General features: G+C 71.9%; 18 protein-coding genes. 11 read left to right on the top strand and 7 right to left on the bottom strand.

Annotated elements, in window-relative coordinates; translation table 11 throughout:
• Positions 1-99 precede the first annotated feature (99 nt).
• From LZ198_RS01200 to LZ198_RS01190, 3 genes are all read left to right on the top strand, one after another.
• Positions 100-3,171: a poly(A) polymerase gene (locus LZ198_RS01200; RefSeq protein WP_253969970.1), complete on the top strand. Its 3,072-nt coding sequence runs from the start codon at positions 100-102 to the stop codon at positions 3,169-3,171.
• A gap of 119 nt (positions 3,172-3,290) precedes the next feature.
• Positions 3,291-3,779 carry a hypothetical protein gene (locus LZ198_RS01195; protein ID WP_253969969.1) on the top strand — a complete coding sequence of 163 codons (489 nt, stop codon included), beginning with the start codon at positions 3,291-3,293 and terminating at the stop codon, positions 3,777-3,779.
• Positions 3,780-3,920: 141 nt separating this feature from the next.
• Complete coding sequence (locus LZ198_RS01190) at positions 3,921-4,841, top strand: hypothetical protein (RefSeq protein ID WP_253969968.1); 921 nt, start codon at positions 3,921-3,923, stop codon at positions 4,839-4,841.
• 9 nt (positions 4,842-4,850) lie between these two features.
• On the opposite strand, the gene LZ198_RS01185 is transcribed toward LZ198_RS01190, so the two are convergent.
• From LZ198_RS01185 to LZ198_RS01170, 4 genes are all read right to left on the bottom strand, one after another.
• Positions 4,851-5,642 (bottom strand): nucleotidyltransferase domain-containing protein, encoded by a 792-nt coding sequence (locus tag LZ198_RS01185; RefSeq protein ID WP_253969967.1) that lies wholly within the window; start codon positions 5,640-5,642, stop codon positions 4,851-4,853.
• Positions 5,639-6,934: a DNA polymerase beta superfamily protein gene (locus tag LZ198_RS01180; protein WP_253969966.1), complete on the bottom strand. Its 1,296-nt coding sequence runs from the start codon at positions 6,932-6,934 to the stop codon at positions 5,639-5,641. The genes LZ198_RS01185 and LZ198_RS01180 overlap by 4 nt, the downstream gene beginning before the upstream one ends.
• A gap of 78 nt (positions 6,935-7,012) precedes the next feature.
• Positions 7,013-9,787, bottom strand: coding sequence for a PAS domain-containing hybrid sensor histidine kinase/response regulator (locus LZ198_RS01175; protein WP_253969965.1), 2,775 nt, complete (start codon positions 9,785-9,787; stop codon positions 7,013-7,015).
• Between the two features lie 167 nt (positions 9,788-9,954).
• Complete coding sequence (locus tag LZ198_RS01170) at positions 9,955-10,650, bottom strand: EF-hand domain-containing protein (RefSeq protein ID WP_253969964.1); 696 nt, start codon at positions 10,648-10,650, stop codon at positions 9,955-9,957.
• Positions 10,651-11,092: 442 nt separating this feature from the next.
• Between LZ198_RS01170 and LZ198_RS01165 the strand changes: the two genes are divergently transcribed.
• The gene (locus tag LZ198_RS01165; RefSeq protein ID WP_253969963.1) at positions 11,093-13,537 is read left to right on the top strand and encodes an RIO1 family regulatory kinase/ATPase domain-containing protein; all 2,445 of its coding nucleotides are present in this window, start codon (positions 11,093-11,095) and stop codon (positions 13,535-13,537) included.
• A 69-nt stretch (positions 13,538-13,606) separates the two neighbouring features.
• Here the strand turns inward: LZ198_RS01165 and LZ198_RS01160 are convergent, their stop codons facing one another.
• The gene (locus LZ198_RS01160; protein ID WP_253969962.1) at positions 13,607-14,620 is read right to left on the bottom strand and encodes a zinc-dependent alcohol dehydrogenase family protein; all 1,014 of its coding nucleotides are present in this window, start codon (positions 14,618-14,620) and stop codon (positions 13,607-13,609) included.
• 76 nt (positions 14,621-14,696) lie between these two features.
• On the opposite strand from LZ198_RS01160, the gene LZ198_RS01155 reads away from it, so the two are divergent.
• Positions 14,697-15,692 carry a cytochrome c family protein gene (locus LZ198_RS01155; protein WP_253969961.1) on the top strand — a complete coding sequence of 332 codons (996 nt, stop codon included), beginning with the start codon at positions 14,697-14,699 and terminating at the stop codon, positions 15,690-15,692.
• On the top strand, positions 15,689-17,224 hold the full coding sequence (locus LZ198_RS01150; RefSeq protein ID WP_253969960.1) for an NADase-type glycan-binding domain-containing protein: 1,536 nt from the start codon (positions 15,689-15,691) through the stop codon (positions 17,222-17,224). The genes LZ198_RS01155 and LZ198_RS01150 overlap by 4 nt, the downstream gene beginning before the upstream one ends.
• Here the strand turns inward: LZ198_RS01150 and LZ198_RS01145 are convergent.
• Positions 17,200-17,673, bottom strand: a complete 474-nt coding sequence (locus LZ198_RS01145) for a putative toxin-antitoxin system toxin component, PIN family (RefSeq protein WP_253969959.1) — start codon at positions 17,671-17,673, stop codon at positions 17,200-17,202. The two genes, LZ198_RS01150 and LZ198_RS01145, sit on opposite strands and share 25 nt — an antisense overlap.
• Positions 17,674-17,724: 51 nt before the next feature.
• Between LZ198_RS01145 and LZ198_RS01140 the strand changes: the two genes are divergently transcribed.
• The 5 genes from LZ198_RS01140 (at position 17,725) to LZ198_RS01120 (ending at position 23,455) form a co-directional block, all read left to right on the top strand.
• Complete coding sequence (locus LZ198_RS01140; protein WP_253969958.1) at positions 17,725-18,741, top strand: serine/threonine-protein kinase; 1,017 nt, start codon at positions 17,725-17,727, stop codon at positions 18,739-18,741.
• Positions 18,742-18,777: 36 nt separating this feature from the next.
• Positions 18,778-19,770 (top strand): VWA domain-containing protein, encoded by a 993-nt coding sequence (locus LZ198_RS01135; protein ID WP_253969957.1) that lies wholly within the window; start codon positions 18,778-18,780, stop codon positions 19,768-19,770.
• Positions 19,767-21,155 carry an adenylosuccinate synthetase gene (locus tag LZ198_RS01130; protein WP_253969956.1) on the top strand — a complete coding sequence of 463 codons (1,389 nt, stop codon included), beginning with the start codon at positions 19,767-19,769 and terminating at the stop codon, positions 21,153-21,155. Before LZ198_RS01135 ends, LZ198_RS01130 begins: the two co-directional genes overlap by 4 nt.
• An 81-nt stretch (positions 21,156-21,236) precedes the next feature.
• Entirely contained in the window at positions 21,237-22,142 is a 906-nt protein-coding gene (locus LZ198_RS01125; RefSeq protein ID WP_253969955.1) for a VWA domain-containing protein, read from the top strand.
• Positions 22,143-22,201: 59 nt separating this feature from the next.
• Positions 22,202-23,455: a DEAD/DEAH box helicase gene (locus LZ198_RS01120; RefSeq protein ID WP_253969954.1), complete on the top strand. Its 1,254-nt coding sequence runs from the start codon at positions 22,202-22,204 to the stop codon at positions 23,453-23,455.
• Between the two features lie 67 nt (positions 23,456-23,522).
• On the opposite strand, the gene LZ198_RS01115 is transcribed toward LZ198_RS01120, so the two are convergent.
• Positions 23,523-24,404, bottom strand: coding sequence for an alpha-ketoglutarate-dependent dioxygenase AlkB (locus tag LZ198_RS01115; RefSeq protein WP_253969953.1), 882 nt, complete (start codon positions 24,402-24,404; stop codon positions 23,523-23,525).
• Between the last annotated feature and the right edge of the window lie 70 nt (positions 24,405-24,474).

The raw sequence follows: 24,474 nt of genomic DNA, 5'->3' as shown, positions 1-24,474 counted from the left end.
GCGAGGCCCGTCACGACGCGGCCCGCATGGATACGATGGGGCGGGGCTCGTCGAGTCCGTCCCCGGTCCACCTTCCCTCCTCCCGAGTGAGTCCGCGCCATGTCCCAGGAACGCTTCACGACCAGCCGCGAGGTGTACCACCGCATCCGCTGGGACCCGCGGCTGGACGCGCGTGAGTTCGTCATCGGCTACGACACGCACGGCGAGACGCTGGAGGAGATGCCCTTCGAGGCCTTCGTCCCCGACGGCGAGATTCCCTGGCACCGTGTCTGGTACTTCAAGCGCGGGCGCCAGAAGGTGTGGGACCGCAAGGAGCGCCTCGACCTGCTGAGCCAGCCCAGGCCCACGGAGACGGAGCCATCCCCGCCCGTCTCCACGCCGGCACGCCCGGGCCCGCTCCCCGCCGGGTTCAGCGCCCTGCCCGCGCATCGCTTCGACGCGGGCCTCGGTGAGTGGGTCGGTACACCCGCCACCGCCTCCGTGACGGCGGCGCCCTCCGCGCTCACGGTCGCCACCTTCAACGTCCTCTTCGACCTGTACGACGCGGAGCTGCTGGCCACCGAACGGAGGACGCCGGCCGCGCTCGCGCTCCTCGCCGAGCAGGACGCGGACGTCATCGCCCTCCAAGAGGTCACGCCCCCCTTCCTGCGCGCGCTGCTCGCCGAGCCCTGGGTGCGCGAGCGCTACCACGTCTCCGAAGGGCCCTCCGCCGACACGGTGACGCCCTACGGACAGGTGCTCTTGTCGAAGTGGCCCTTCGCCGCCCTGTCGCAGCGCGTGTTCTCGCGGGACAAGCGGCTCATCGCCGGCCAGCTCGCGTTCGAGGGGGGCCCGTTGTGGGTGGCCACGCCGCACCTCACCAGCAACCGGGACCCTTCGGGGAGCGCCGCGCGCACCGCCCAGGTGCAGGCCATCATCGAGTGGGCCCAGGCAGTCGGCACACACCAGGAGCAGGGCGCACCGGACCTCGTGCTCGCGGGTGACTTCAACCTGTCGGACGGTGAGCCCGAGGCCGACCGCTTCGTCCAGGCGGGCTTCGTGGACGCGTGGCCCGAGCTGCGCCCCTCGGAGACGGGCGAGACGTACAACCCCCGCCTCAACGACCTCGCGGCGCTGACCACGACCTCGGGACGACTCCAGCGGCTGGACCGCGTCCTCGTCGCCTCCGGTTCGGGTCGTCTCGCCCCCGACACCATCGCCCTCTTCGCGGAGGCGCCGTTGGAGGGAGCCCCCGCCCCCGACGGCGGCCCTCTCTTCGCGTCGGACCACTACGGCCTGTCCTGTGTCTTGCGTCGCGGACCAGCGGCCACCACCGGAGCGACAGGCGCTGGGACCACGCGCCGCGTCCACCACACCGCGGTGGTGCTCATCCCGCCCGAGTCCTCCTGGGGCCCCATCCAGGCCCTGCGCAAGAAGCACGACGCGAAGTTCGAGCGGTGGATGCCCCACGTCACCCTGCTCTACCCGTTCCTCCCCGAGGAGGACCTCGACGCGGCCGAGGCGGTGCTCGTCGATGCGCTCCGCCAGGTGGAGCCCTTCGAGGTCACCCTCGCCGGCTTCCACCACTTCGAGCACCGCGTCAACGCGACGGCCTGGCTGAAGCCCGAGGACCAGCCCCAGGGCGCGCTGGCCGCGCTCCACGCGAGGCTGGAGCAGGCGCTGCCGGAGTGCGCCACGCCGGCGGGCCACGGCTTCACGCCGCACCTGTCCGTGGGCCAGCTCCCCCTCTCTCGTGACGGGCAGCTCGAACGCACGCTCTCCCAATGGGAGCGGACCTGGCGCCCCGTCACGTTCGAAGCGCGAGAGGTCTGCATCATCCGACGCGTGGGCGACACACCGTTCGAGGTCGTCCGCCGCATCCCCTTGGGGCGTCCCAAGGTCCTGGATGCCCACCAGGAAGACGTCCTGCTCTATGCCGCGGTCGCCCAGGTCCAGACCGCGCCCTCGCGAGTGCCGCGCCCTCGCGAGGAGGTCATCGAGCGGCTGCGTGGGCTGTGTGAGCAGTCGGGCGCCACGCTGCACCTGTATGGCTCGTCCCTGCTGGGCACGGCGGGCGTAGACGGTGACGTGGACGCGGTGGCCCTGGGCCCCTCGGACCTGTCCCGCCAGGACTTCGCGCGCGCGCTCACCGACCTCGTCGCGGCGCGGCGAGCGTCTCCGCTCGACTCCGCCCGCTTCGTCGCCGATGCCGCCATCCCGCTCGTGAAGCTGTCACTGGGCGGGCTGGGGATCGACCTCACGTACGCGAGCCGGCCTGAAGGCATGGATGCCGATGCCCCTCCCGAGCTGCTCGCACGACAGGAAGAAGGGCTGGACGTCGCGGGGCAGCGCGCGCTGCTGGGCCTGCTCGACTCCCAGGAGCTGCTCGCGCACGTCTCCCGCGAGGAGGGCGAACTCGAGCACTTCCGCGCCCTGCTGCGGCTGGTGAAGACCTGGGCGAAGGCGCGCGGCCTCTACTCACACGCGCTCGGCTATCTGGGCGGCTTGTCCTGGGCGGTGATGGTTGCCTGGGCGCGCACGCGCGCGCCGGGAGCCGCGTCCACCTCCGACGCCGCCCGACTCGCCCACTTCTTCCAGACCTTCGCCGCCTGGCCCTGGCCCCAGCCCGTGGGCCTCACGCCCGAGGCGACCCGCTATCACCCCGACGGGAAGCGCGACCTGTTCCCGGTCATCGCCCCCGCGATGCCCGCGCGCAACACCGCGCGCAACGTGTCGCGCTCCACCGTCCGCGTCCTTCGAGAGGAGCTGACCCGCGCCCTGGAGCTCATCACCCAGGCCCGACAGGACGCGAGCCCCGCCGCGTGGTCCGCGCTCTTCGAGCCCGTGGAGCCTCCGCGCATCGCCTCCACGCGGTTGCGCGTGAGCGTCTCCGCCCCTCGCTCGGACCTCGTCGTCGAACAGGGCTGGGTGCTGGGCCACATCACGGAGCTGGTGTACCGCCTGGAGGGCGACCGGCGCCTCGCCGTCCGGCCCATGTTCGACACTCCCGCCCAGGGCGCCATCGTCCTGGGCCTGTCCATCCGCGACACCCGGGACGCGGAGGCGCTGCGCTGGGTGCCGGACAGCCCCCTCTTCAGGGCCGTCGAGTCGTTCAAGGCCTCATTCCAGGCGTGGCCCGCACGCCCTCCCGACGCGGGGCTCCAGATAGAGCTGCTGCGCGGGGAGACGTGAAGCGAGGCCGTCCCGGCCGACCGCCACGCGAAAGACAGACACCCGCGCTCTTCACGCATCCGGCACGTCCCACGTGCCGCGCGATTGATAGGGTTCAGCCTCCTTTCCCAGGAGGCGACATGAATCGTTGGAGCGCGGTGGTGGTCACGCTGTCCGCCTGCGGTCTGCTGGCCTGTGGTGTGAGCCTGGAGCCGGCCGACCTCGCCACCACTCCAGGCACCGGAGGGACTTCCCAGGTCCAGCACGCCCTGCTGTGTGGGGACCGCATCTGTGAGGACGCGGAGCGATGGAGCTGTCCCCTCGACTGCGAGGGCCAGGAGGAGCCTCCCGAGGAGACGGACCCGGTCTGTGGCAATGGCGTCTGTGAGCTGGGAGAGACGCCCACCGTCTGCCCGCAGGACTGCCCCTGCTTCGGGACGACGCCGGGCACTCCCAATCCCCTCGGCTACTGCGGAGATGGCTACTGCGACTTCGGCGAGTGGGGCCGCTGCGCGCCGGACTGCGACGGCCGGGAGGATCCTCCCGAGGAGACGGACCCGGTCTGTGGCAATGGTCGCTGCGAATGGGGGGAGTCTCACGCCACCTGCCCCGCGGACTGCGGCTGCTGACCGGCGCCCCCCCGGTGCGTCGAGCCCCCCCCTCGCGGAACCCCGAGGGGCGGCGACGCCATGGACACCTTGGCGAGTCATACGAGCCATGCCTCCGAGCGGGATAGACTTCACCCGAAGTCACACCGCTCGGGGATTCCCATGTCAGACACCTACCGCGTCGCGAAGCTGCCCATCCGGCTTCGCGGTTATGTGGAGCCAAACACCCAGTCCCAGTTCGAGGGCTACGTCGAACCCGGCGACTACTTCGTCCTCGACGAGAAGCAGGGCTTCCCCACGCCGGACACGGACTACGCGCGGCTGGAGGTGCCGACGCTGGGCGCGCTCGACACGTGGATCTGCACGCGGTGGCGGACACAACGCTATGTGTCGCTCGTCAACCAGGCGAAGCCGCCGCCAGCGGTGCGGCTGCCCTTCGACGACGAGCCCATGGCCATCGCCGAGGAGCGACTCGTCAACCTGCTCGGCGCGTTCCGCGACTTCCGCTACGACCTGGACGAGGCCTTCTATCCCTGGGCCCTGCCCGGCATCCGCGTGCCCATGGCGCCGCCCCAGCGCAACAACTGCTGCACCTTCGTCGAGGCCCTGACGGTGAAGGCCTTCGCGGACGCACACGGTGACGCCCTCGCGTGGGATGCGCGTCGGCATCGCCAGATGATGATCGCTTCCTCGGAGGATTACTTCTCCCCGGTCACCGCCGCCGTGGAGAGTGGCATGGCCATCCCCGCGCCGTCCGACGACGTCGCGCCGCACCCGTGGACGCTCATCCAGGGGTGGCGCAACCAGTGGCGCTCCGGACACACCTTCCTCATCGTCGACCACCACCCGGAGACGGACAAGGTGCTGGTGCTCGAGTCCAACGCCGCCAACGGACTCGATGGCGTGGGCTACCGCGGTATCGGCAACCTGCGCGACCGGGGCGTCCGGCCCCCCGAGGAGTGGTGGACGCTGCCGGACGTGTGGACGTGGCGCCGCGTCTGCGCCACGTACCTGTTCCGGCAGCAAGCCTGGCTCAAGGTGAAGGACCGCTCGCTGTCGCGACTCTCCGAACTGTCGCCCTGAGCCCTCGAATCAGGCGGCGACGAACTTCCGTCGCCGCACGTCGAGCAGCCACGCCTCCAGCGCCTCCACCGCCTGCGCGGGAGGCTCCTCGGGCAGCACGGAGGCGCTCAGCGCCTGGTCGAGCACCTCGAAGGAGCGGGACACCTCCCTGCGCCAGGTCTCGCTCAGCGCGTCGGGCAGCTCGCTCTTCTCGCCCCGCCGCTTCTGCTCCACCAACGCGTGCGCCTCCGAGAAGCCGTACAGGTCCAGCAGCTCCGTGACGTCCGTCTCCAGCACGCCCGTGCGTAGCACGTGCGTCCCGGTGAGCGTGGTGCGCAGCACGTAGAGCAGCTTCTTCGCGGAGCGGAACCCGCTCTTCTCCCACTCCCGGAGCTGTCCGTGCGCGAAGCCCCGGTAGTGCCGGTGGACGCGACGCGACAGCACACCCGCCACCAGGGGCTGGAGCGCCGGCAGCTCCGGCGACGTCCGCACCGGGATGGCGCCGAGCACGCGCTCGAAGTAGTTGCCGTTGCCCTGGAGGAGCCCCAGGAGCACCGGGTGCAGCTCGTTGGACGAGTAGTCCACCTCCACGCCGTCCACCACCTGGAGGCGCTCGGCGGTGATGTGCCGCGGCTGCAGCCCCAGCAACGTGGCGGTGGACGCGACATGGATGGACTTCAGGTCCAGGTCGCTGTCGGGTGAGGGGAAGCCATAGGCATGCGCCCCCGACAACGCCACCACCAGGTGCTCGCGTCTGGTGGACTCCTCGTCGAGCACGCGGCTCGCGACCGCGTGCTCGTGCTCCGTCATCGTGCCCTTCATTCCGGATCCCTCCACTCCATGGCCGGGGGCTCCGGCGCGTCCCGGCCCAGCGGGCCCGGCGCCTTCGTCACCCAGCGGTGCGCCAGCTCCTCCCCCACGCGGCGCAGGAGGCGATCCGCGCGGGCGAAGTCCGGGTGCTCCGGCAGGCGGCTGTCGCGTTGCGCCGCTTCCAACTCCGGCGCCAGGGCCTCCGCGTCCCGCAGCACCTCCTCCAACGGCACCTTGCCGCCCTTGATGTCGAGCAGTCGCGCCTTCAGCGCGCCCGTCGCCTCGAAGGTGGGCTCGCCGTGCCGCAGCCAGCCCGTGGCCGTGGAGACCAGCCGGAGCAGGTTGTAGGCGTTCTTCGGGCGCAGCTCGCGCGCGGACGGCGGACGCTGCCCTCCCCCACGCGCGTACGCCGTGAGCGCCGCGAAGTCGTTGGCCGTCAGCAACCCCTGGTCCCACAGCGAGCGGTAGAGCTGCTTCACGTACGTCTTCGCGGCCAGCAGCGCGTTGTCCTCCGACGTGGCGCTCCGGGGAGACACCGCCGCCAGCCGCCGCGCCACTTCGTCCAGGTCGGGCGCCGGCTCCTCGCACAGCCACGCCAGGAGCAGGTCGCGGTGCTCGGCCAGGCGCTGGCTCCGCGTGAGCTTGTCGAGCTGGCTCATCGCATAGCGGCCGAAGCTGCCGAAGATGGCCTTGGACACGAACGCCTCGCGCTCCGCGAGCAACCACTCGCCGACGACGTCGAGCGCCCTCGCGCCGGGGACGAACAGCGTCTCCAGCGTGTTGGGGTCCGCGCGCAGCGCCTGCTCCACCAGCTTGCGCACCTCCCAGTACGTGGTGCTCCCGTCCGCGCTCACCAGGTCCACCGGGGCCTGCGTCAACCCGAAGGTCCACGGCAGCGGCAGCGCGAAGACGCCCCGCACGTCCACGTCCGAGTGCTCGTTGGCCAGTCCCCAGGCGTGGCTGCCCACGCGGGTCTCCAGCACCACACAGGGCGTCAGCGCGCTCCAGGCCGCCTCGCGGCGCCGGGCGAACTGCACCTGCCCCGGGCGACGGGGCACCAGCTCATCCCGCGCGAACCACACCTCGCCCACGCCGACGATCTGCACGTCGAACCCGCCGTCGTGCGCGCGCACCACCCGGCCCACCACGCCCTGGGGGATGCGGCGACCTCCGGAGGCCAGGCGCTCCACGCGCGTGGTGACCTCCGTGCCATGCGGCAGGGGCACCGACAGCCGGTCCACCTGCTCCAAGCCCCGGATGCGCGGGCCGTCCGCGCGCGGGGAATCCGTTGGAGAATCGCTCATCGCCTGCCTCCGGGTGTCACGGCGTCGCCCAGGGACGGAGGATGCCGCGAGGGGCTGACCGGCCCCGTCCGAGGAGTCTCACGAGCGGGGCGAGGGCGACAGCACGCTCTCGCGCAGCAGGGACAAGAGCCGGCGGGCCTCGTCCAGCTCCACGCTCGCCCGGTCCAACCGCTCCCGCAGGCCCGCGAGCTCCCCCCGGTCCGCGCGCAGCTCGATGTCGCGGCAGCGCACCTCCAGGGCGGAGAGCCCGAACCAGGCCGCGTTCGACTTGAGGGTGTGCGCCGCGCGCCCCAGGTCGTCCGCGTGGTCCCGGGACAGGGCCTCGTAGGCCTCCTCGAGCACGCCCGGCATGCTCTGCAGCGCGGTGTCGATGAGCTCCGGGAGGATCTGCCCCGCCTGCGAGCCCAGCTCCCGCCACAGCCTCGCGAGCGCCTCCGTCTGCAGCCCCGGGATTCGCGCCGACTGCGGCACGACGTCCACGTCCGCCGCGGGCACCTCCACGGGCGCCGGCTCCCGCCGGCCGCGCACGCCCCCCTCGGGGCGCGGCGTCTGGCAGCGCAGCAGCGCGGCGGTCAGCGACTCCACCCGGATGGGCTTGGTGAGGAAGTCGTCCATGCCCGCGGCGAAGCACTGCTCGCGGTCCGAGTCCATGGCGTTCGCCGTCATGGCGATGACCCAGGGCTGCACGTTGGGAGGCAGCTCCCGGCGCACCTGCCGGGTCGCCTCCAGGCCGTCCATCTCCGGCATCTGCAGGTCCATGAGGACCACGTCGAAGCGCATGCGCAGCGTCCACTGCACCGCCTCGCGCCCGTTGGCCGCCGTCTCCGCGCGATACCCGAGCCGGTCCAGCATCAGCGACGCCAGCCGCTGGTTGGTGGGGTTGTCCTCCACCAGCAGGATGCGCAGCGGGACGCGGTCCCCGGGCCTGTCGCGCGGAGGGGGCTGCCCCTCCACGGCCGGCGGGGCGACGCGCGCCACGTCCTGGGCGAAGCACGACATCAACGTGTCGTGGAGCTGGGAGGCCTTCATCGGTCGTGACAGCACGCCGCGGAACAGCCCCGGCGGAGGGACCGCGCGCCGCCCCGGTGAGGTGAGCAGCAACATGGGCAGCGCCCGGCCGTCCTCGCGCTCCCGGATGCGCGCGGCCAGCGTCGGCCCGTCGAGCCCCGGCATCTGGTGGTCGATGAGGGCCAGGTCGAAGCGCGTCCCGGACTGGAACTTCGTCAGGGCCTCCATCCCCGACCCCGCCTCCACCGTCTCCGCCCCCCACGACTGCAACTGCCGCCCGAGCAGCCGCCGGTTGATGGCGTTGTCGTCCACGATGAGCACACGGCGCCCCTGGAGGACCGTCGCCTGCTCGCGCCGGTAGCCGGAGGGGGCCTGGGACGCGGCGGTGACGATGAGGGAGAAGGAGAAGGTGGTGCCACGTCCCGGCACGCCCTCGCTCTCCACCCAGATGCGGCCCCCCATGGCCTCCACCAGCCGCTTGGAGATGGCCAGCCCCAGCCCCGTGCCGCCGAAGCGACGGGCCACCGACACGTCCAATTGGTTGAAGGGCTGGAACAAGCCCTTCTGCTTCTCCGTCGGGATGCCCGGCCCGGAGTCCTGCACGGAGAACGTCAGCTCCCAGGGCGCGTCCGGCGCCTCCGAGCGGCGCCCTCCGTCCACGGACACCACCGCCCCACCCTGCTCGGTGAACTTGAGCGCGTTGCCCACCAGGTTGAGCAGCACCTGGCGCAGGCGCGACGCGTCGCCCACCACCACCTGCGGCACGTGCGGCGCGATGTCCGAGCCCAGCTCCAGGCCCTTCTCGCTCGCGCGCACCGCGAGCAGCTCCAGCGCGGACTCCACGCACTGCCGCAGGTCGAACGGGAACAGGTCCGTCTCGAAGCGCCCGGCTTCGATCTTGGAGAAGTCGAGCACGTCGTTGAGCAGCGTGAGGAGCGCCTCGCTGCTCTGGCGGATGGTGGAGACGAACTCGCGCTGCTCGCCCGACAGGTTCGTGTCCAGCAGCAGCCCCGTCATGCCGATGACGGCGTTCATCGGCGTGCGGATTTCATGGCTCATCGTCGCCAGGAACAGGCTCTTGGCCTGGTTGGCGGACTCGGCCGCCTGGCGGGCGCGCTGCAGGTCGGTGATGTCGTGGTAGATGGCGATGAAGCCGAGCTGGCGTCCCCCCACCGACACGGGCAGCGCCAAGAGCTCCACGTCCACCACGGTGCCGTCCTTGCGCAGCCGCCGGGTGACGGAGTGCGCACGGCCGCGCTGGATGACGTCGCGCTGCGCCTTGCGTGCTTCCGGGAGGATGGTGTCCTCCGACGCGATCAACTCGAAGATGTGTTTGCCGAGCGCCTCCTGCGGCGTGTACCCGAAGAGCCGCTCGGCGGCGGGATTCCACGACAGGACGATGAACTGGCGGGTGATGGTGACGATGGCCACCGGGCTGTTGCGCACCACCCCCTCGAAGAACTCCTTCTGCTGCCGGATGGAGGCCTCCACCTCCAGGCTGCCCCGCATGTCGTGCAGTTGGAGCACCCAGCCCAGCGGCTGTCCCGCCTCGTCGAGCTGCGCCAGCGACAGCACCCGCAGGTAGTAGGCGCCACCCTCGCCCCCCGGGTGCTGTCCCGCCAGCTCCGTCTCGTGGGGCGGCTCCCCCGCGCCACGCGCCTCGGGAGCGCGCCAACCGGGGAGGACCTGCGCGACGGGCAGGCCCACCAACCCGGTCCTCGGCCCGAAGATGCGCTCCGCCGCCCGGTTCGCATCCCGGATGACGAGCGCAGCGTCGAGCACGAGCACCGCGTCGCGCGCGTACTCGAAGACCGTCGTATGGGCTCTGGACGCCAGGTCGGACAAGGCTCCCCCTGCCCCCTGGAGTCTAGGTCACCTGGGTCTCCCGTCACCAATGACGAATCCGGAACCCAGGAAGGCCCCCATTTTCTCGTGATTCCTGCGCTGGGAGCACGAGCCCGGGAGGACTCCCAGGCCGTGTCGCCCCCGGGTGTCCGGGCCGGGGACCCGACCTAGCGGCTGGTCCACCACGTCTTGAATTCGATCCAGGAGATCTTCCCGGTGCTGTCGGTGTCGACGATGTCGAGCGCGATTTCCAGCTCCTCGTCGGTGACGTTCTGCCCCAGCGCCTCCAGCAGGCGCGCGAACTCGGCGCGCTCGATGGAGCCGGTGCGGTTGCGGTCGTAGCGCTGGAAGATGTCGAGCAGCTCGTTGCCGGAGCTGGTCAGCTCGTCCACGGCGGCGTGCTCGGGCGCCAGGGGCTGGAGGCCCGCGGACGTGGTCTCCACCTGCTCGAGGTCGGGGTCGCCGGTGACGGGGCGCGACTCCCACGACACGGAGGAGAGCTCCACGTCGGGCGTCTCGCGCGCGACGGCCAGCCGGGGCGAGCTGGGGCCCGCGGTGCGCGTCGACTTCTTCGCCGCGGGAGCCTTGCGAGTCGTGCCCCGCTTCGTGGCGGACGCACCCGTCTTCTTCGCCGCCGTCTTGCGCGCGCCGGCCTTCTTCACGGCGGACGTCCGCGTGGCCGGGGCCGCCTTCTTCGCGCGGGCCTTCTTCGCGGCCGACTTGCGCGCGCCGGCCTTCTTCACGGCGGACTTGCGCGCGCCGGCCTTCTTCGCCGCCGCCTTCCGGGTGGTCGCCTTCTTCGCGGTGGAGGTACGCAGGGATGACTTCTTCGCAGCACTCGACTTGCGCTTCTTCGTAGCCATGGGTGAGTCCCCTCCTGGGCGGCGCGCATCGTAGCGCTCTCACGGTGCGGGTCGGCAGTCCCCCCGCGTCCGGGTCCTCGCGGCGGCCATGTGCCGTCCCCACCCGGAGCCCTCCCCTCCACCCCACCTCCCAGGTCCCCCGTCCCGGAGGCGATGATCCCTGTCGCCTGGTCGACGCCCGGGCAGCCCGGCGAGGCTCCGGAGAGATTCTCGATTGGTCAGCATTGACCCACCCCTCCCGGGGGGCGCTTGATGCCGGGAAAGCCCGGCCTCCAGACTGAGGGTGGGTCTGGCGCCAGTTCTCCTGGCCGCTCGTCCTGGTTTGGCGGTAGCAAGAGGGGCCTTCGAGATGTTCACATGCCGCCGCGCGCGCTGCGAGTAGGGCCGCCCCGCGCGCCATCTGGTTTCACCCGCCCATGATTCTTGGGACTTCCGCCTCTGAATGAATGAATCGCTAGAGACCCTCCTCGCCGACGGAATCATCGAGGCCGTCATCGGCCAGTTGAAAACCGGCAAGGAGGCAGAGGTGTGGCTCGTCCAGCACGCCGGCCAGGTGGTCGCGGCCAAGCTGTACAAGGAGCGCCACGAGCGCAACTTCCGCAACAACGTGGGCTACCGGGAGGGCCGCGAGGTCCGCAACTCCCGCACCCGCCGCGCCATGGAGAAGGGCAGCCGCTTCGGACAGGAGGCGGCCGAGGAGGCGTGGAAGAGCGCCGAATCGGACTCGCTCTACAAGTTGCACGCCCAGGGCGTCCGCGTCCCCACGCCGGTGATGTTCTACGAGGGCATCCTCCTGATGGAGCTGGTGCTCGACGCGGAGGGTCACCCGGCCCCCCGGCTCGTGGAGGCCCCCCCGGCGACGCCGGAGGACGCGCAGGCGATGTACCTGGACCTGCGGGCCCAGGTCATCCAGATGCTGTGCGCGGACCTGATCCACGGCGACCTGTCGCCGTACAACATCCTCATGGGCTCCGGCGGGCCCACCATCATCGACTTCCCGCAGACGGTGGCCGCCGCGCGCAACAACCGCGCGGAGTTCTACTTCCGGCGCGACCTGGACAACGTGCGCGAGTTCCTCGCGGGCTTCGCGCCCTGGCTGCGCGGCGCGCACGGCGACACGGGTGAAATCTGGCAGGCGTACGTGCGGCGGGACCTCACGCCGGAGTTCGTGCCGTCCGGCAACTTCCGTGACGCCCCCCGGCGCAATGGCCGGGGCGGGCCGCGAGGCAACCGCTTCGACGGAGGAGAGCCCCGCCGCGACTTCCGCGCGGCGCCGGTGGAACCCGTGGTCGAGGCCGCTCCCAAGCCCCCCATGACGCCCGAGGAGGCCGCCGAGGCAGAGCTGCTCGAGTTGGAGGCCCTGGTCCTGCGACAGGGCGGCGGCGAGCGCGGCAAGCCCCCCGCGGCGCCCGCGCCACGCGGAGGCCGCAACCGGGGACCCGGTGGACGTCCACCGCCGCGATTCGGCAACAACCGCCCGGCGCCCCAGGGCGCGCGCCCCATGGGTGGCAACGGGCCGCGCCCGGCGGGAACAGACGCGCGTGGTGGCGGCAACGGACGCCCCGCCGCCAGCAACGACACGCGTGGCGGCAACGGACGCCCCGCTCCCGGCAGTGACACACGCGGAGCCAACGGACGCCCTGCTCCCGGCAGTGACGCACGCGGAGCCAACGGACGCCCCGCCTCCAGCAACGACGCGCGTGGCGGCAACGGACGCCCCGCCTCCAGCAACGACGCGCGTGGCGGTAACGGACGCCCCGCCACCAACGACACACGCGGAGCCAACGGACGCCCCGCCCCCGGCTACGACACACACGGAGCCAACGGACACCCCGCCTCCAACGACGCGCGTGGCGGCAACGGACGCCCCGCCCCCGGCTACGACACGCACGGAGCCAACGGACACCCCGCCTCCAACGACGCGCGTGGCGGCAACGGACGCCCAGCCAGCAACGACGCGCGCGGCGGCAACGGACGCCCAGCCTCCGGCTACGACACACACGGAGCCAACGGGCACCCCGCCAGCAACGACGCGCGTGGCGGCAACGGACGCCCAGCCAGCAACGACGCGCGCGGCGGCAACGGACGCCCAGCCTCCGGCTACGACACGCACGGAGCCAACGGACACCCCGCCTCCAACGACGCGCGTGGCGGCAACGGACGCTCCGCCTCCAACGAGGTGCGTGGAGGCCAGAGCCCGAACGCGCCCCGCAACGGAGGTCCCCGTCCGCCCCAGATGGGACGCCGCGAGGGCGGCAACACGCACCGCCCCGCGAACGAACCCCGGCACACGAACGGCACGGCCAGCGCCCCAGACGAGCAGTCGCAGGGCACGTCCTTCGAGGGCAACGGTCGTCCACCGTCGAACCCCGGACGCAACAGCCGGCCTCCGCGTGGCAACGACGCACGGTTCAATGGCAATGGTCGCCCGCCCCGCGACGAGCGCCGCAATGGCGGCCCCCCCGCCAATGGCAACGGCCGTCCCGCGCACGACGCCCCACGCGGCGGAGACGCACCGTTCCGCGCAGAGGGTCCGTCGTCTCCGGACGCGCTCAACGGCAACCCGGGACATCCGGACACGCGGCGCCCAGTGGGTGACGAGCCGCGTGGACCGGGCAACGGCCGTCCTCCTCGGGGCGAGTGGCGTGGCAACGGCGGGCGGGGCAACGCGCCCGTCGTCGAGATGCGCTCCGCCACCAGCACCCCTCCCAGCGCCGGAGGCCCCTCCGAGCGGGAGTTCCGCCCCAACAACCAGGGTCCACGTCAGCCGCGCGGCAACGGCAATCGCGGGTCGGGAGGGCGCGGCCAGCGCTCCAGTCCCCAGGTCTCCTACGTCGCCCGGTCGAACAACCCGTCCGACCCGGGCCCCACGGAGACGGGCTCCTGAGCCCATCAGCGGTCCCACGGTCCCGCGCGCGGTCACGCGCGGGCCGTGTCTCCCCGGGCCGCGACGGGCTCAGCCCACGCGGATGACGACCTTCCCGAAGTGCGCGCCGCTCTTGAGGTGCTCGAAGGCGCGCACGGCCTCGGAGAAGGCGAAGACGTGGTCCACCACCGGCCGCACCGCGTGCAGCGTGAAGGCGCGCGCCATCGCCTCGAAGCCCTGGCGGTGCCCCACGAAGATGCCCTGCACGCGCAGGTTCTGCATCAGGATGGACGTGAGCGGCACCGCCCCCGCGCCACCGCTGAGCACGCCGATGACGGACACCGTGCCGCCGGGCCGCACCGCACGCAGCGACTTCTCGAACGTGCCCGCGCCTCCCACCTCCACGACGTGGTCCACGCCCGCGTTGCCAGTGAGGGCTCGCGCCGCCTTGTCCCAGTCCGGCGTCGTCGCGTAGTTGATACGCTCGTGCGCGCCGAGCGCCTTCGCCCGCTCCAGCTTGTCGTCGCGGCTCGACGTCAGGATGACGCGCGCCCCCAGCAGCCGGGCAATCTGCAGCGCGAAGAGCGACACGCCGCCGGTGCCCTGGACCAGCACCACGTCGCCGGCCTTCACCCCACCCTGCGTCACCAGCGCGCTCCACGCCGTGAGCGCGGCGCAGGGCAGCGTCGCGGCCTCCTCGTCGGACAGGTACGCGGGCGTGGGAAACACCCCGTCCTCGTGCAGCAGCATGAACTCCGCGAGCGCTCCATCCAGCGGTCCGCCCAGCGTGTTCATCTGCGCGGCGCGCGTGGGCTCTCCCGCCGGCCACGCCTGGGAGAACAGCGCCACCACCCGGTCCCCTGGCTTCACCTTCGTGACCCCCGGCCCCACCGCGTCCACCACGCCCGCCCCGTCCGAGTTGGGAATGAGGGGCAGCTTCTGCCTCGGGTTGTAGCGGCCCTCGACCATCATCAGGTCGCGGTAGTTCAGGCTCGTCGCCGTCACGCGCACCCGCACCTGGAAGGGACCGGGTGTCGGGTCCGGCCGCTCCCCGAGCACCAGCTTGTCCAGCCCGAAGCCATCGCGAATCTCGTAGGCCTTCATGGGGCCGGTTCTACCGCGCCTCGCCGTCCAGAGGGAGTCGCGCACTCAGGGTAAAGCCGCCTACACTCCATCGGCTTTGTCCGCGCTCCTGCTCCTCACCTGCTCGCTGCTGGCCACGGCCCCCAGCCCCCGTTTCCCCCAGGGCACGGCGCGCATGGAGGTGGGCGAGGCGCCGCATGGCCTCCCCGACTGGAGCGTGTCGCGCTGCGAGGGGTGCCACGCGGAGCAGGTGGAGTCCTGGCGACACAGCGGCCACGCCACCGCGCGCACGGACGACGTCTTCCAGGTGGCCATCACCGAGGACCGCCCAGGCTGGTGCGTCCAGTGCCATGCGCCACTCGCGCGCAACCTCGAGCGCGGCGCCCTGCCCCCGAACAGCCCCCCCGAGGAGCACGGCGTCACCTGCGCGGGATGTCACGCGCCGCTCGGCGCAGCGGCGGGCACTCCGGGCATGCCCTGCGCCGGGTGTCACCAGTTCGGCTTCCCGGTGTTCGACGGACGGGGACGGCTCCAGCGCCTGTCCGACACCCAATGGCAACAGGACACGGCGGGCGAGTGGCGCCGTTGGCGCGCGAGCACGGGTGACACGCGGCAGTGCGCCGACTGCCACATGCCCCGGGGTGACCATGCGATGGGGGGCACGCGCCGCTCCGAGGCCCTCAAGGCCGCGCTCGTCGTGGAGCCCTCCGCCAGCGCGCTGCGCATCTCCACGCGCGAGGTGGGCCACGGGTTCCCCTCCGGCGACGTCATGCGCTGGGTCAGCGTGGAGGTGGCGGACGATGCCCTCTTCGAGTCCGCGCGCACCGTGGCCACCTTCGGGCGGCGCCTCGCGCTCCGCGCCTGGCCGCCGGAGACGCTCATCCACCTGGGCGCCGTCGAGGACACGCGTTTGAAGCCCGGGGAGAAGCGCGTCGTCGCCATCCCGGGGAACGCCCGCTACGCCCGCGTCGTCTATCACCTCGTCGCCCGCGAGCAGGAAGACTCGGGCCTCTACCCCGAGGGGCTCTCGCGCCTGGTCTTGTGGGCCGAGCCCCTCCCACCCCGCACCGCCACCCTGGAGCGCAAGCCATGATCCTCCTGTCGCTCATCCTCGCCGCAGCGCCACCGGTCCTCCTCGAACCGAACGTGGATGGCGCCCACCGCCTCCATCCCCGGCGCGTCACGGCGTCCTCGTTCCTGGAGAACGGGTGGAACAAGCACGCGCAGAACTATCTGCCGCTCTACATCGCGGACGACGACCCGGCCACCGCGTGGGTGGAGGGCGCCAAGGGCCGAGGCGAGGGCGAGGCCCTCGAGTGGTGGGGCCCGGAGCTCCAGCAGGCGGAGGTCTTCCGCGTCTTCCTGCGCAACGGCTACCAGAAGTCGGCGAAGCTCTACCAGGCCAACGCCCGTCCCCAGAAGGTGAAGCTGGAGCCGCTCGTCCAGGGTGAGACCGGCCCCCAGACGACGGGGACCGCCGTGGAGGTGGAGCTGAAGGACGTGCTGGGCTGGCAGGAGGTGCGCGTGCCGGTGCCCACGAAGGTCCAGGGCGTGCGCCTCACCATCGTCTCCACCTTCCCCGGAACCACGTACGACGACACGTGCCTGAGCGACCTGCGCGTGTACGTCGTCGGCAAGGACCCGTACAAAGCGGAGGCGGAGAACGCCGCCTTCGAGCAGGTGCGCGCCTTCGCCTTCGAGCGCAAGCAGGCGGCGACGCGGACGGGCGCGAAGGCGGCCATCGAGTGGGCCCCCCGCTTCAAGCAGGAGACGCTGTTCACCCGAGAGAACAGCGATGAGCAGGCGGTCGTGTTCGTCGAACACGGTGCGTCCACGCGGAAGTGGCTGGACCAGTTCCCGGCGGGCAAGGCGTACCAGGCGGAGCTCGAGCGCGCGAAGGCCGCCGCCGCGCTCTACGACCGCGTCAACCTGGACCAGGACGGCACCGCGTCCGAGGCCCGCGCGAAGTGGACGCGCGTGAAGCCCGCCGAGCGCGCGGCCCAGAAGGCCGCCGCGACCACGGCGCTGTCCGCGATGGAGGACCCGGGCCTGGTGCGCGTCGCCGGCCTGCTCCATCTGGCGGACGCGTCGTTCTTCGAGTCGGACGCCGCCCAGTCGAAGCTCCAGAAGAAGCTCACCGCCGCACGCAAGGTGGAGGCCCGGGAGCAGGCCACTTGCGTCAAGAAGTGCGAGGCGGACCGGAAGGGTCGAGCGCTCGAGGAGTTCGAGAAGGAGTGCTCCTGCGTCGACTACTGCAACGGCTGCGACGAGCCGGGAGGGCTGAGCCTGAAGAGCGAGGAGTTCGCGCACCAGCTCACGGGCGGGGAGTTCGTGCAGGGCAGCCTGGCGAAGCCCACCGCCTTCCTCCGCGGCGTCACCGAGGACGCGGGCAGCCGCGCCTCGTGGCTCGTCTTCCGGCAGACGCTCGTCACCTATGACGGAGAGAAGGCCAGCACGGTGCTCATCGCGGGCGCCATGGAGTCGGAGGCGGGGGACCCCGTCTTCGTCCACGTGCTCGGCTGGAGCGATTCGGGCGGCAAGGCGAAGGTGACGTCCATCACCACGTTCGTGATGGGCATCGACGCGATTCGTGTCATCCGCTACGTGCCAGCCACCAGCGCCTGAGACGCCAGGCGCGCCACCGCCTGCCGAGGCGTGAGGATGGCGAAGGGGAGCCCGTGGCGGTCGGCCAGGGACAACAGCCGCTTGTCCTTGCTCACCAGCCACGCGGCCCCCGCGCGAGCGGCCAGACGCAGGAACATCTGGTCGTCCCGGTCGCGGCAGCGCGGCAGCTCCGGCACGGGCCGGCCCTCGCCCTCCGGCAGATGTCTCACGCGCTGATGGTACGCGGCGAGCGCACCGTCCCGCGCGGAGCGCTCCAGGCCCGGCTGGAAGTTGCGCGACGCGAGCACGAACCCCAGCTCGGCCAGCGTCGCGTCGTCCCCCCACGCGACGAGCACCCCCGCCTCCAGCGCGTCCAGGAGGGGCCGCGCCGTGACGTCCCGGAACACGTGCAGGTCCAGGACGACGTTGGTGTCGAGTACCACGGGGAGTGGGGCGAGGAAGGAAGTCATGGCGGCTTCGGCGAGTGCGCTATCGTGGGCCGTACATCATGAGGGGTGGAGATGGAAACGCGGCTCCTGAAATGTCCTGGCTGTGGCGCGAACCTGCCCCCTCCCTCGTCCATCAGCAGCATCCTCACCTGCGACTACTGCGGCGCGATGGTGTCCGCGAAGGGTGTCACCGTCTGGCCCCGCCCCGCGCGTCCCGCGGACGACCCGCCCTTCGCGCCGGACCGGCCCCGCGTGACGGTGGAGGACACCCGCTATGTCCTGCTCGGTCGGTTGGGGCGCGGGGACAGCAGCGACGTCTTCCTCGCCCGGCGTGACGCGCGCCTCACGGAGATGGTGGTCATCAAGGTCGCCCGGGCCCTCGCCGACGCGGACCTGTCGAGCGACGAGTACACCACCCTCGAGACGCTCCAAGGCAGCACGGCCCAGGGCGCCGAGCACTTCACGCGGCTGCTGCCCCAACCCGTGGCGCGGGGGCTGGCGAAGGAGGCCGGCGGTACGCCGCGCCCCGCCACCGTGTATCGCTGGGCGAGCGGCTTCCAGCACGCGTTCACGGAGCTTCGCGAGGTCTACGCCGAGGGCATCGACCCGCGCGCGGCGGTGTGGATGTGGAAGCGCGCGCTGGAGCTGCTCGGCTTCGTGCACCGCTCGGGCTACGTCCACGGCGCCGTCCTGCCGCCCCACCTGCTCGTCCACCCCAGGGACCATGGGTTGATGCTGGTGGGCTGGACCCACGCACTCCCGCGCGGCGGCCGAGGTTCGGCGCGCGCCCTCAGCACCGCGCACCGGGCCTTCTACCCCGAGGCGCTCTGGCGAGGCGGAGCCCCCTCCACCGCCACCGACGCGGCGATGTGCGCGCGCAGCCTCGTCTGGGTGCTGGGCGGTGACCCCTCCACGGGCACGACGCCCACGCGGGTCCCGCCTCCCCTGGCCGACCTGCTGCGAGCGCAGTGCGAGCCCGCGAACGACGACGTCGATGCCTGGGCGCTGAAGGAGCAGGTCTCCGCCGCCGCGCACGAGGCCTTCGGGCCGTCGCGCTTCACCCCCTTCACCCTGCCCGGGTGGCGTTGAGCGCGGCCCGGCCGCGCGTGGAAGGAGTGTCGGACCATGGGTTACGGGAGCTACAGCTACGACGCGCACGAGTCGCTCACGCGTGAGCGCGCCCACGTCCCGCGCCAGGCGTTGTTCCGGCAGGACCGCTGTCATCCCCTGATGGAGCCCCACGGCGTGCGGTTCCGGGAGAGCCGCGACAGCGACGGGCACCCGAACTCGCTGGGCATCGTCTTCGCCCTCGACGTCACCGGCTCCATGGGCCACATCCCGGAGCTGCTCGCGCGCCAGCGCCTCCCCGCCTTCATGAAGGCCCTGCTCGAAGCGGGCGTTGCCGACCCGCAGGTGTGCTTCATGGCGGTGGGTGACGCGCACAGCGACCGCGCGCCGCTCCAGGTAGGCCAGTTCGAGTCCTCCGAGCGGCAGATGGACCAGTGGCTCACCTCGCTCTACCTGGAGGGTGGCGGCGGGACCGAGGGCATGGAGTCGTACGAGCTGGCCATGTACTTCGCCGCGGCCCACACCGACCTCGACTGCTGGCGCAAGCGCGGACACCGCGGCTACTTCTTCATGACGGGCGACGAGCGCCCCTACGGCTACGTCTCCCGACGACAGGTGACCGACCTCATCGGGGACACGCTGGAGCAGGACGTCCCCATCCGCCACGTGCTGGGTGAGCTCCAGCGCGGCTACGAGCCGTTCTTCCTCATCCCCGACCTGGCGCGACGTCGGAAGTGCGAGCGCGACTGGCGCGAGCTGCTCGGCGACCGCGTCATCTGCCTGGAGGACGCCACGGACACCGTCGACGTCGCGGCGGGGCTCGTCGCGCTGTGCGAGGGCGCCATCCCTGACCTCGACGCGCTCGCCGGACACCTCCAGCGCGGGGGATTGGGGCGCGAGCGGCTGGGCGCGGTCATCCGCGCGCTCACCCCGTTCGCCGCGACGCTGGGACGCGATGGCACGCCCCATCCCCGCCTGGAGGACGAGCCCCTCCCCGAGCACGACTCGCCCTCCGGCCTCCAGCGGCTCACCGAGAACCCCCACCGATGAGCCCGGCCCGGACCGCCCACGTCGTCGTCGACCTGGGCTTCGGTGACGCGGGCAAGGGGACGTTGACCGACTGGCTGGTGCGGCGACACGGCGCGGGGCTCGTGGTGCGCTTCAACGGCGGAGCCCAGGCGGGCCACAACGTCGTCACCGATGACGGGCGACACCACACCTTCTCCCAGGTCGGCGCGGGCAGCTTCGTCGCGGGCGTGCGCACGCACCTGGCCCGCACCACCGTCTTCCACCCCCTGGCCCTGCGCGTGGAGGCGGACTTCCTCGCGAAGCAGGGCGTGCCCGACGCCATGGAGCGGGTGACGGTCAGCGAGCATGCGCGCGTCATCACTCCCTTCCATCAGGCCGTGGGCCGGCTGCGGGAGCTGGCCCGGGGGGAGCGCCGACATGGTACGTGCGGCGTCGGCGTGGGAGAGACGGTGCGCGACGCGCTCGCGAATCCGACGGACATCGTGTTCGCGGGCGAGCTGGCCCATCCCACCGCGCTCATCCGGAAGGCCCGCGCCGCCCAGGAGCGCTTGCGCGCGGACGTCGCGGCGCTGCGTCCCGTGCTCCGGAGGCTGCCGTTCGCGGAACGCGAGTGGATGCTCCTGGACGACCCAGAGGTCGTCGTTCGTTGGGCGGACGCCGTGCGGGCACTCGGGCCACGTCGGTTCGTGGTCGAGGACGCCTGGCTCGGTCATCGACTGCGCGCCTCGCACCACACCGTCTTCGAGGGCGCGCAGGGCGTGTTGCTGGACGAGTGGCGGGGCTTCCATCCCCACACGACCTGGAGCACCTGCACCTTCGACCCCGCGCTGGAGTTGCTGCGCGAGCACGGCTTCGAGGGAGAAATCCGTCGGCTCGGCGTGCTGCGCACGTATGCCACGCGCCATGGCGAGGGACCGCTGCCCACCGAGGAGCCCGCCCTGGCGCCCTCCGTGCCCGAGCCGCACAACGACGCCGGAGGCTGGCAGGGCTCGTTCCGGGTGGGCCACTTCGACGCCGTGCTCGCCCGTTACGCCCTGGAGGTCTGCGGAGGCGTGGACACGCTGGCCCTGACCCACCTGGACCGGCTGGCGTCTCGCTGGCCCGTGAGCAACAGCTACCGGGTCCCGACGACCACATCGGAGGACGACGCGCCCCTCTTCCTCGGGAGTCCGGACTCCGGGCACGTCACGGGGCTGCGGGCGGGACCTCGCGAGGACCTCGACTGGCAGGCGCGACTCACCGGGTTCCTCTCCCGCTGCGCCCCCTCGCGAGAGGCGTTGGACCTGGGAGGGACACCGGCCGAACGGACGGAGCGCTTCGTCGCCTGGGTGGAGTCCGCGCTCCGGGTGAAGGTGTCGGTGACGTCCCATGGGCCGGCGGCGCGGGACAAGCGGCCCCGGTGCTGACGTCCGGCGGGCCCACGGACTAGCCTGTCCCCCATTCGAGCGCAGTCCACGCGCCACGAGACGTGAGGGGGTCGCACCACCATGGGGTACGGCAGCTACAGCTACGCAGCACACGAGGCGATGACCAAGGCCCGCAGCGAACTTCCTCCCCAGGAAGTCTTCCTGCAGCAGGCCTTGCACCCCCGCATGAATCCGTACCGGGTGAAGTTTCGCGAGAGCCGGGACAGCGACGTCCATCCCCAGTCGCTCGCGGTCGTCATGGCGCTCGACGTGACGGGCTCCATGGGGAACATCCCCGAAATCCTCGCGCGGCAGACGTTCCCCTCGTTCATGAAGGACCTGATGGAGGCCGGCATCCCCGACCCGCAGGTGCTCTTCATGGCGGTGGGCGACGCCGTCAACGACGACGCCCCGCTCCAGGTAGGTCAGTTCGAGTCCTCCGAGCAGCAGATGGACCAGTGGCTCACCTGGATGTTCCTGGAGCGCGGTGGCGGCGGGAACGACTTCGAGTCCTATGAGCTGGGCATGTACTTCGCGGCCCGGCACACCGCGATGGACTGCTTCGAGAAGCGGGGGAAGAAGGGCTACTTCTTCATGACGGGCGACGAGCCCGCCGACGACGAGGTGTCCCGGACACACGTGGCGAACCTCATCGGCGACGACCTCGACGCCAGCATCGGCCTGACCGACGCCATCGACGAGCTGAGCCGGACCTTCCATCCCTTCTTCCTCATCCCGGACCAGCGCCGCCGCAGCCGGTGCGAGGGCTTCTGGCGCGTCTTCATGGATGACCGGGTCATCTGCATGGACCAGCCCGAGGACACCTGCGCCGTCGCCTCCGCGCTGGTGGCCCTCACCGAGCGCGCCGTCCCCCACACCGACGCGGTGGCCCGGCGCCTGCGGGATTCGGGCATGGCGCCGGACCGTGTGAAAGGCATCATCCGCGCCATCACCCCGTGGGCGGAGCTGGTGGCGAAGGGGACCTAGTCGCGGCGTCCACGCGAGGCCCTTTCCCATGGGGCCTCGCGACGTGATAGCCGGGGGGGGTGAGTGATTCCTTCGACCGGCTCGGGCTGTCGCGAGCCACCCTCGGCGTCCTGCGGCGCGTGCGCTTCGCCCAGCCCACGCCCATCCAGCAGCAGGCGATCCCCCCGGCCCTCGCCGGCAAGGACGTCATCGGCTGCGCGGCCACCGGCACCGGCAAGACGGCGGCGTACGTGCTGCCCATGGTCGAGCGCTTCACGGGGCGCGCGGGGACGCTCGGGCTGGTGCTCGCGCCCACGCGGGAGCTGGTGCAGCAGATCGCCGAGCCCGTGCGGCTGTTCTCGGAACCCCACGGGCTGAAGCAGGCGGTGGTCATCGGCGGCGAGGACATGGCCGCCCAGGTCGAGGCCCTGAAGGCCCAGCCCACGTTCGTGCTGGCCACGCCCGGTCGCCTGGTGGACCTGCTGGAGTCCGGGAGCGCGGCCTTCCCCCGGCTGGAGGTCCTCGTGCTCGACGAGGCGGACCGGATGCTCGACATGGGGTTCCAGCCCCAGTTGGAGCGAATCCTCTCCTCGCTGCCGCGTCGCCGGCAGACGCTGCTGTTCTCCGCGACGATGGGCGCGGACGTGGGGCGCTTCGCCCGCGAGCGCCTGTATCGCCCCGTGCGCGTGGAGGTCACCCGCAGCGGCACCCCGGCGGAGCGCGCGGAGCAGCGGCTCTACATCGTCACGCCCGAGGAGAAGTCCGCCCTGCTGCTCGCCCTGCTCGCGCGCGACGAGGCCACGGCGCTCATCTTCACCCGGACGAAGGAGCGCGCGGACAAGGTGCTCCGCACCCTCCAGCGCGCCGGCCACAAGAGCGCCGTGCTGCACGCGGACCGGACGCAGAACCAACGGCGCCAGGCGATGGAGGGCTTCCGGGAGGGGACGTACCGCTGCCTCGTCGCCACCGACATCGCCGCGCGAGGGCTCGACGTGGAGGACGTGGGCCACGTCATCAACTACGACCTGCCGCACGCGCCCGAGGACTACGTCCACCGCATCGGCCGCACCGCCCGGGCCCAGGCCAGCGGCGTCGCGTCGACCTTCGCCACCCAGCGCGACAAGGACGTGGTGGCCGCCATCGAGCGCATCATGCGCACGCAGATTCCGCGCGTCGCGGTGCCCCGCGAGGACCCCGTCTTCCAGGAGGCCTGGACGCACTTCCTCGCCTCACAGAAGGACCCGGGTCCTCCCCAGAAGGACAACGCCCCCAAGCCCGCGACCGGGACGCCGGGGCGGCACGCGCGCACGCACGGCAAGCGGCGGCCCACGTAGTCCGCGTGGAGCAGGCGGCCTTCGCGTGGTGGCGCACCCGCTTGCGCCCGCGGATGACGCCGTCGAATCAGGGCGCCGGAGTCGAGGGTTCCCGGTCCAGTTCCGCGCGGAAGAAGGCGCTCCCCTTCGCGAGCTGCTCCATGTACGGCCGCACGTCCTCTCGCGCTTCGGGCGACAGCGCGGCGAAGGGCGTCACGTGGAGGTCCGGCACGTAGCGGAAGGTGAGGTTGATGCGGCGAGTCCGGAAGTCCGGCAGCTTGGGCGCCAGGTCGTGGCCAGCGCGCGTGTCCACGCGCTGGACGCGGTGGAACGTCTCGTCCTTCCACCGCGTCCCGCCGAACAACTCCAACGCGCCGTCGTCCAACCACTGCTCCAACACCACCGCGTCCCGCTCTCCGGGACGCGAGGAGGTGACGAACTGGATGAGGGCTCGCTCGCCGAAGGAGAGTGACGCCACCGGCCCGGGCTCGAAGTCCTTGTGCTCACCGACTCGGGCGGTGTCCACCCAGCGGCCGTCCTCCAGGCGATTGCCGTAGAAGTTCACCAGGCAGGTGTTGAGGTGCCAGCCCTTGGGCATGTCCGGCCCCCGGAACATGCGCCGCGCCAGCTCCTCGATCTTCGTCACCTGCCGCTGGAGCACCGCGGGGAAGGGCTCCGCCTTCACGCACCGGTTCCACACGCCCTTGGGCGGACGGTAGTAGTCGAGGCACGCGAACTGCCAGTTGCCCAGCCAGTACACGGGACGCAGCAGTCGCCGCTGGGACTGGCCCGGGGGCGGCGGGAAGTGCTTGGAGTAACGCTCCTCCCACAACGGATGGAGCGCACCGAGCCACGTGAGGATGGCCTCCCGGTCCATCGAGGACAGGAAGCTCGCGTTGTAGTGGTGGCCTGGAGTGCGCTGACGGGCCTTTTGCGCCAGCGCGGGGCCTCGGCGAGGGGGAAGAGCCATGGGCGGCCCCGTGCTACCACACCCCTCGCGCCCCTGCGTATCGCTCGGTGCGCACGGGGCAGATGGCGCT

It is taken from the genome of Myxococcus dinghuensis (assembly GCF_024198235.1).
GTDB classification, from domain to species: domain Bacteria; phylum Myxococcota; class Myxococcia; order Myxococcales; family Myxococcaceae; genus Myxococcus; species Myxococcus dinghuensis.
This window is presented reverse-complemented; position numbering and strand designations above follow the sequence as displayed.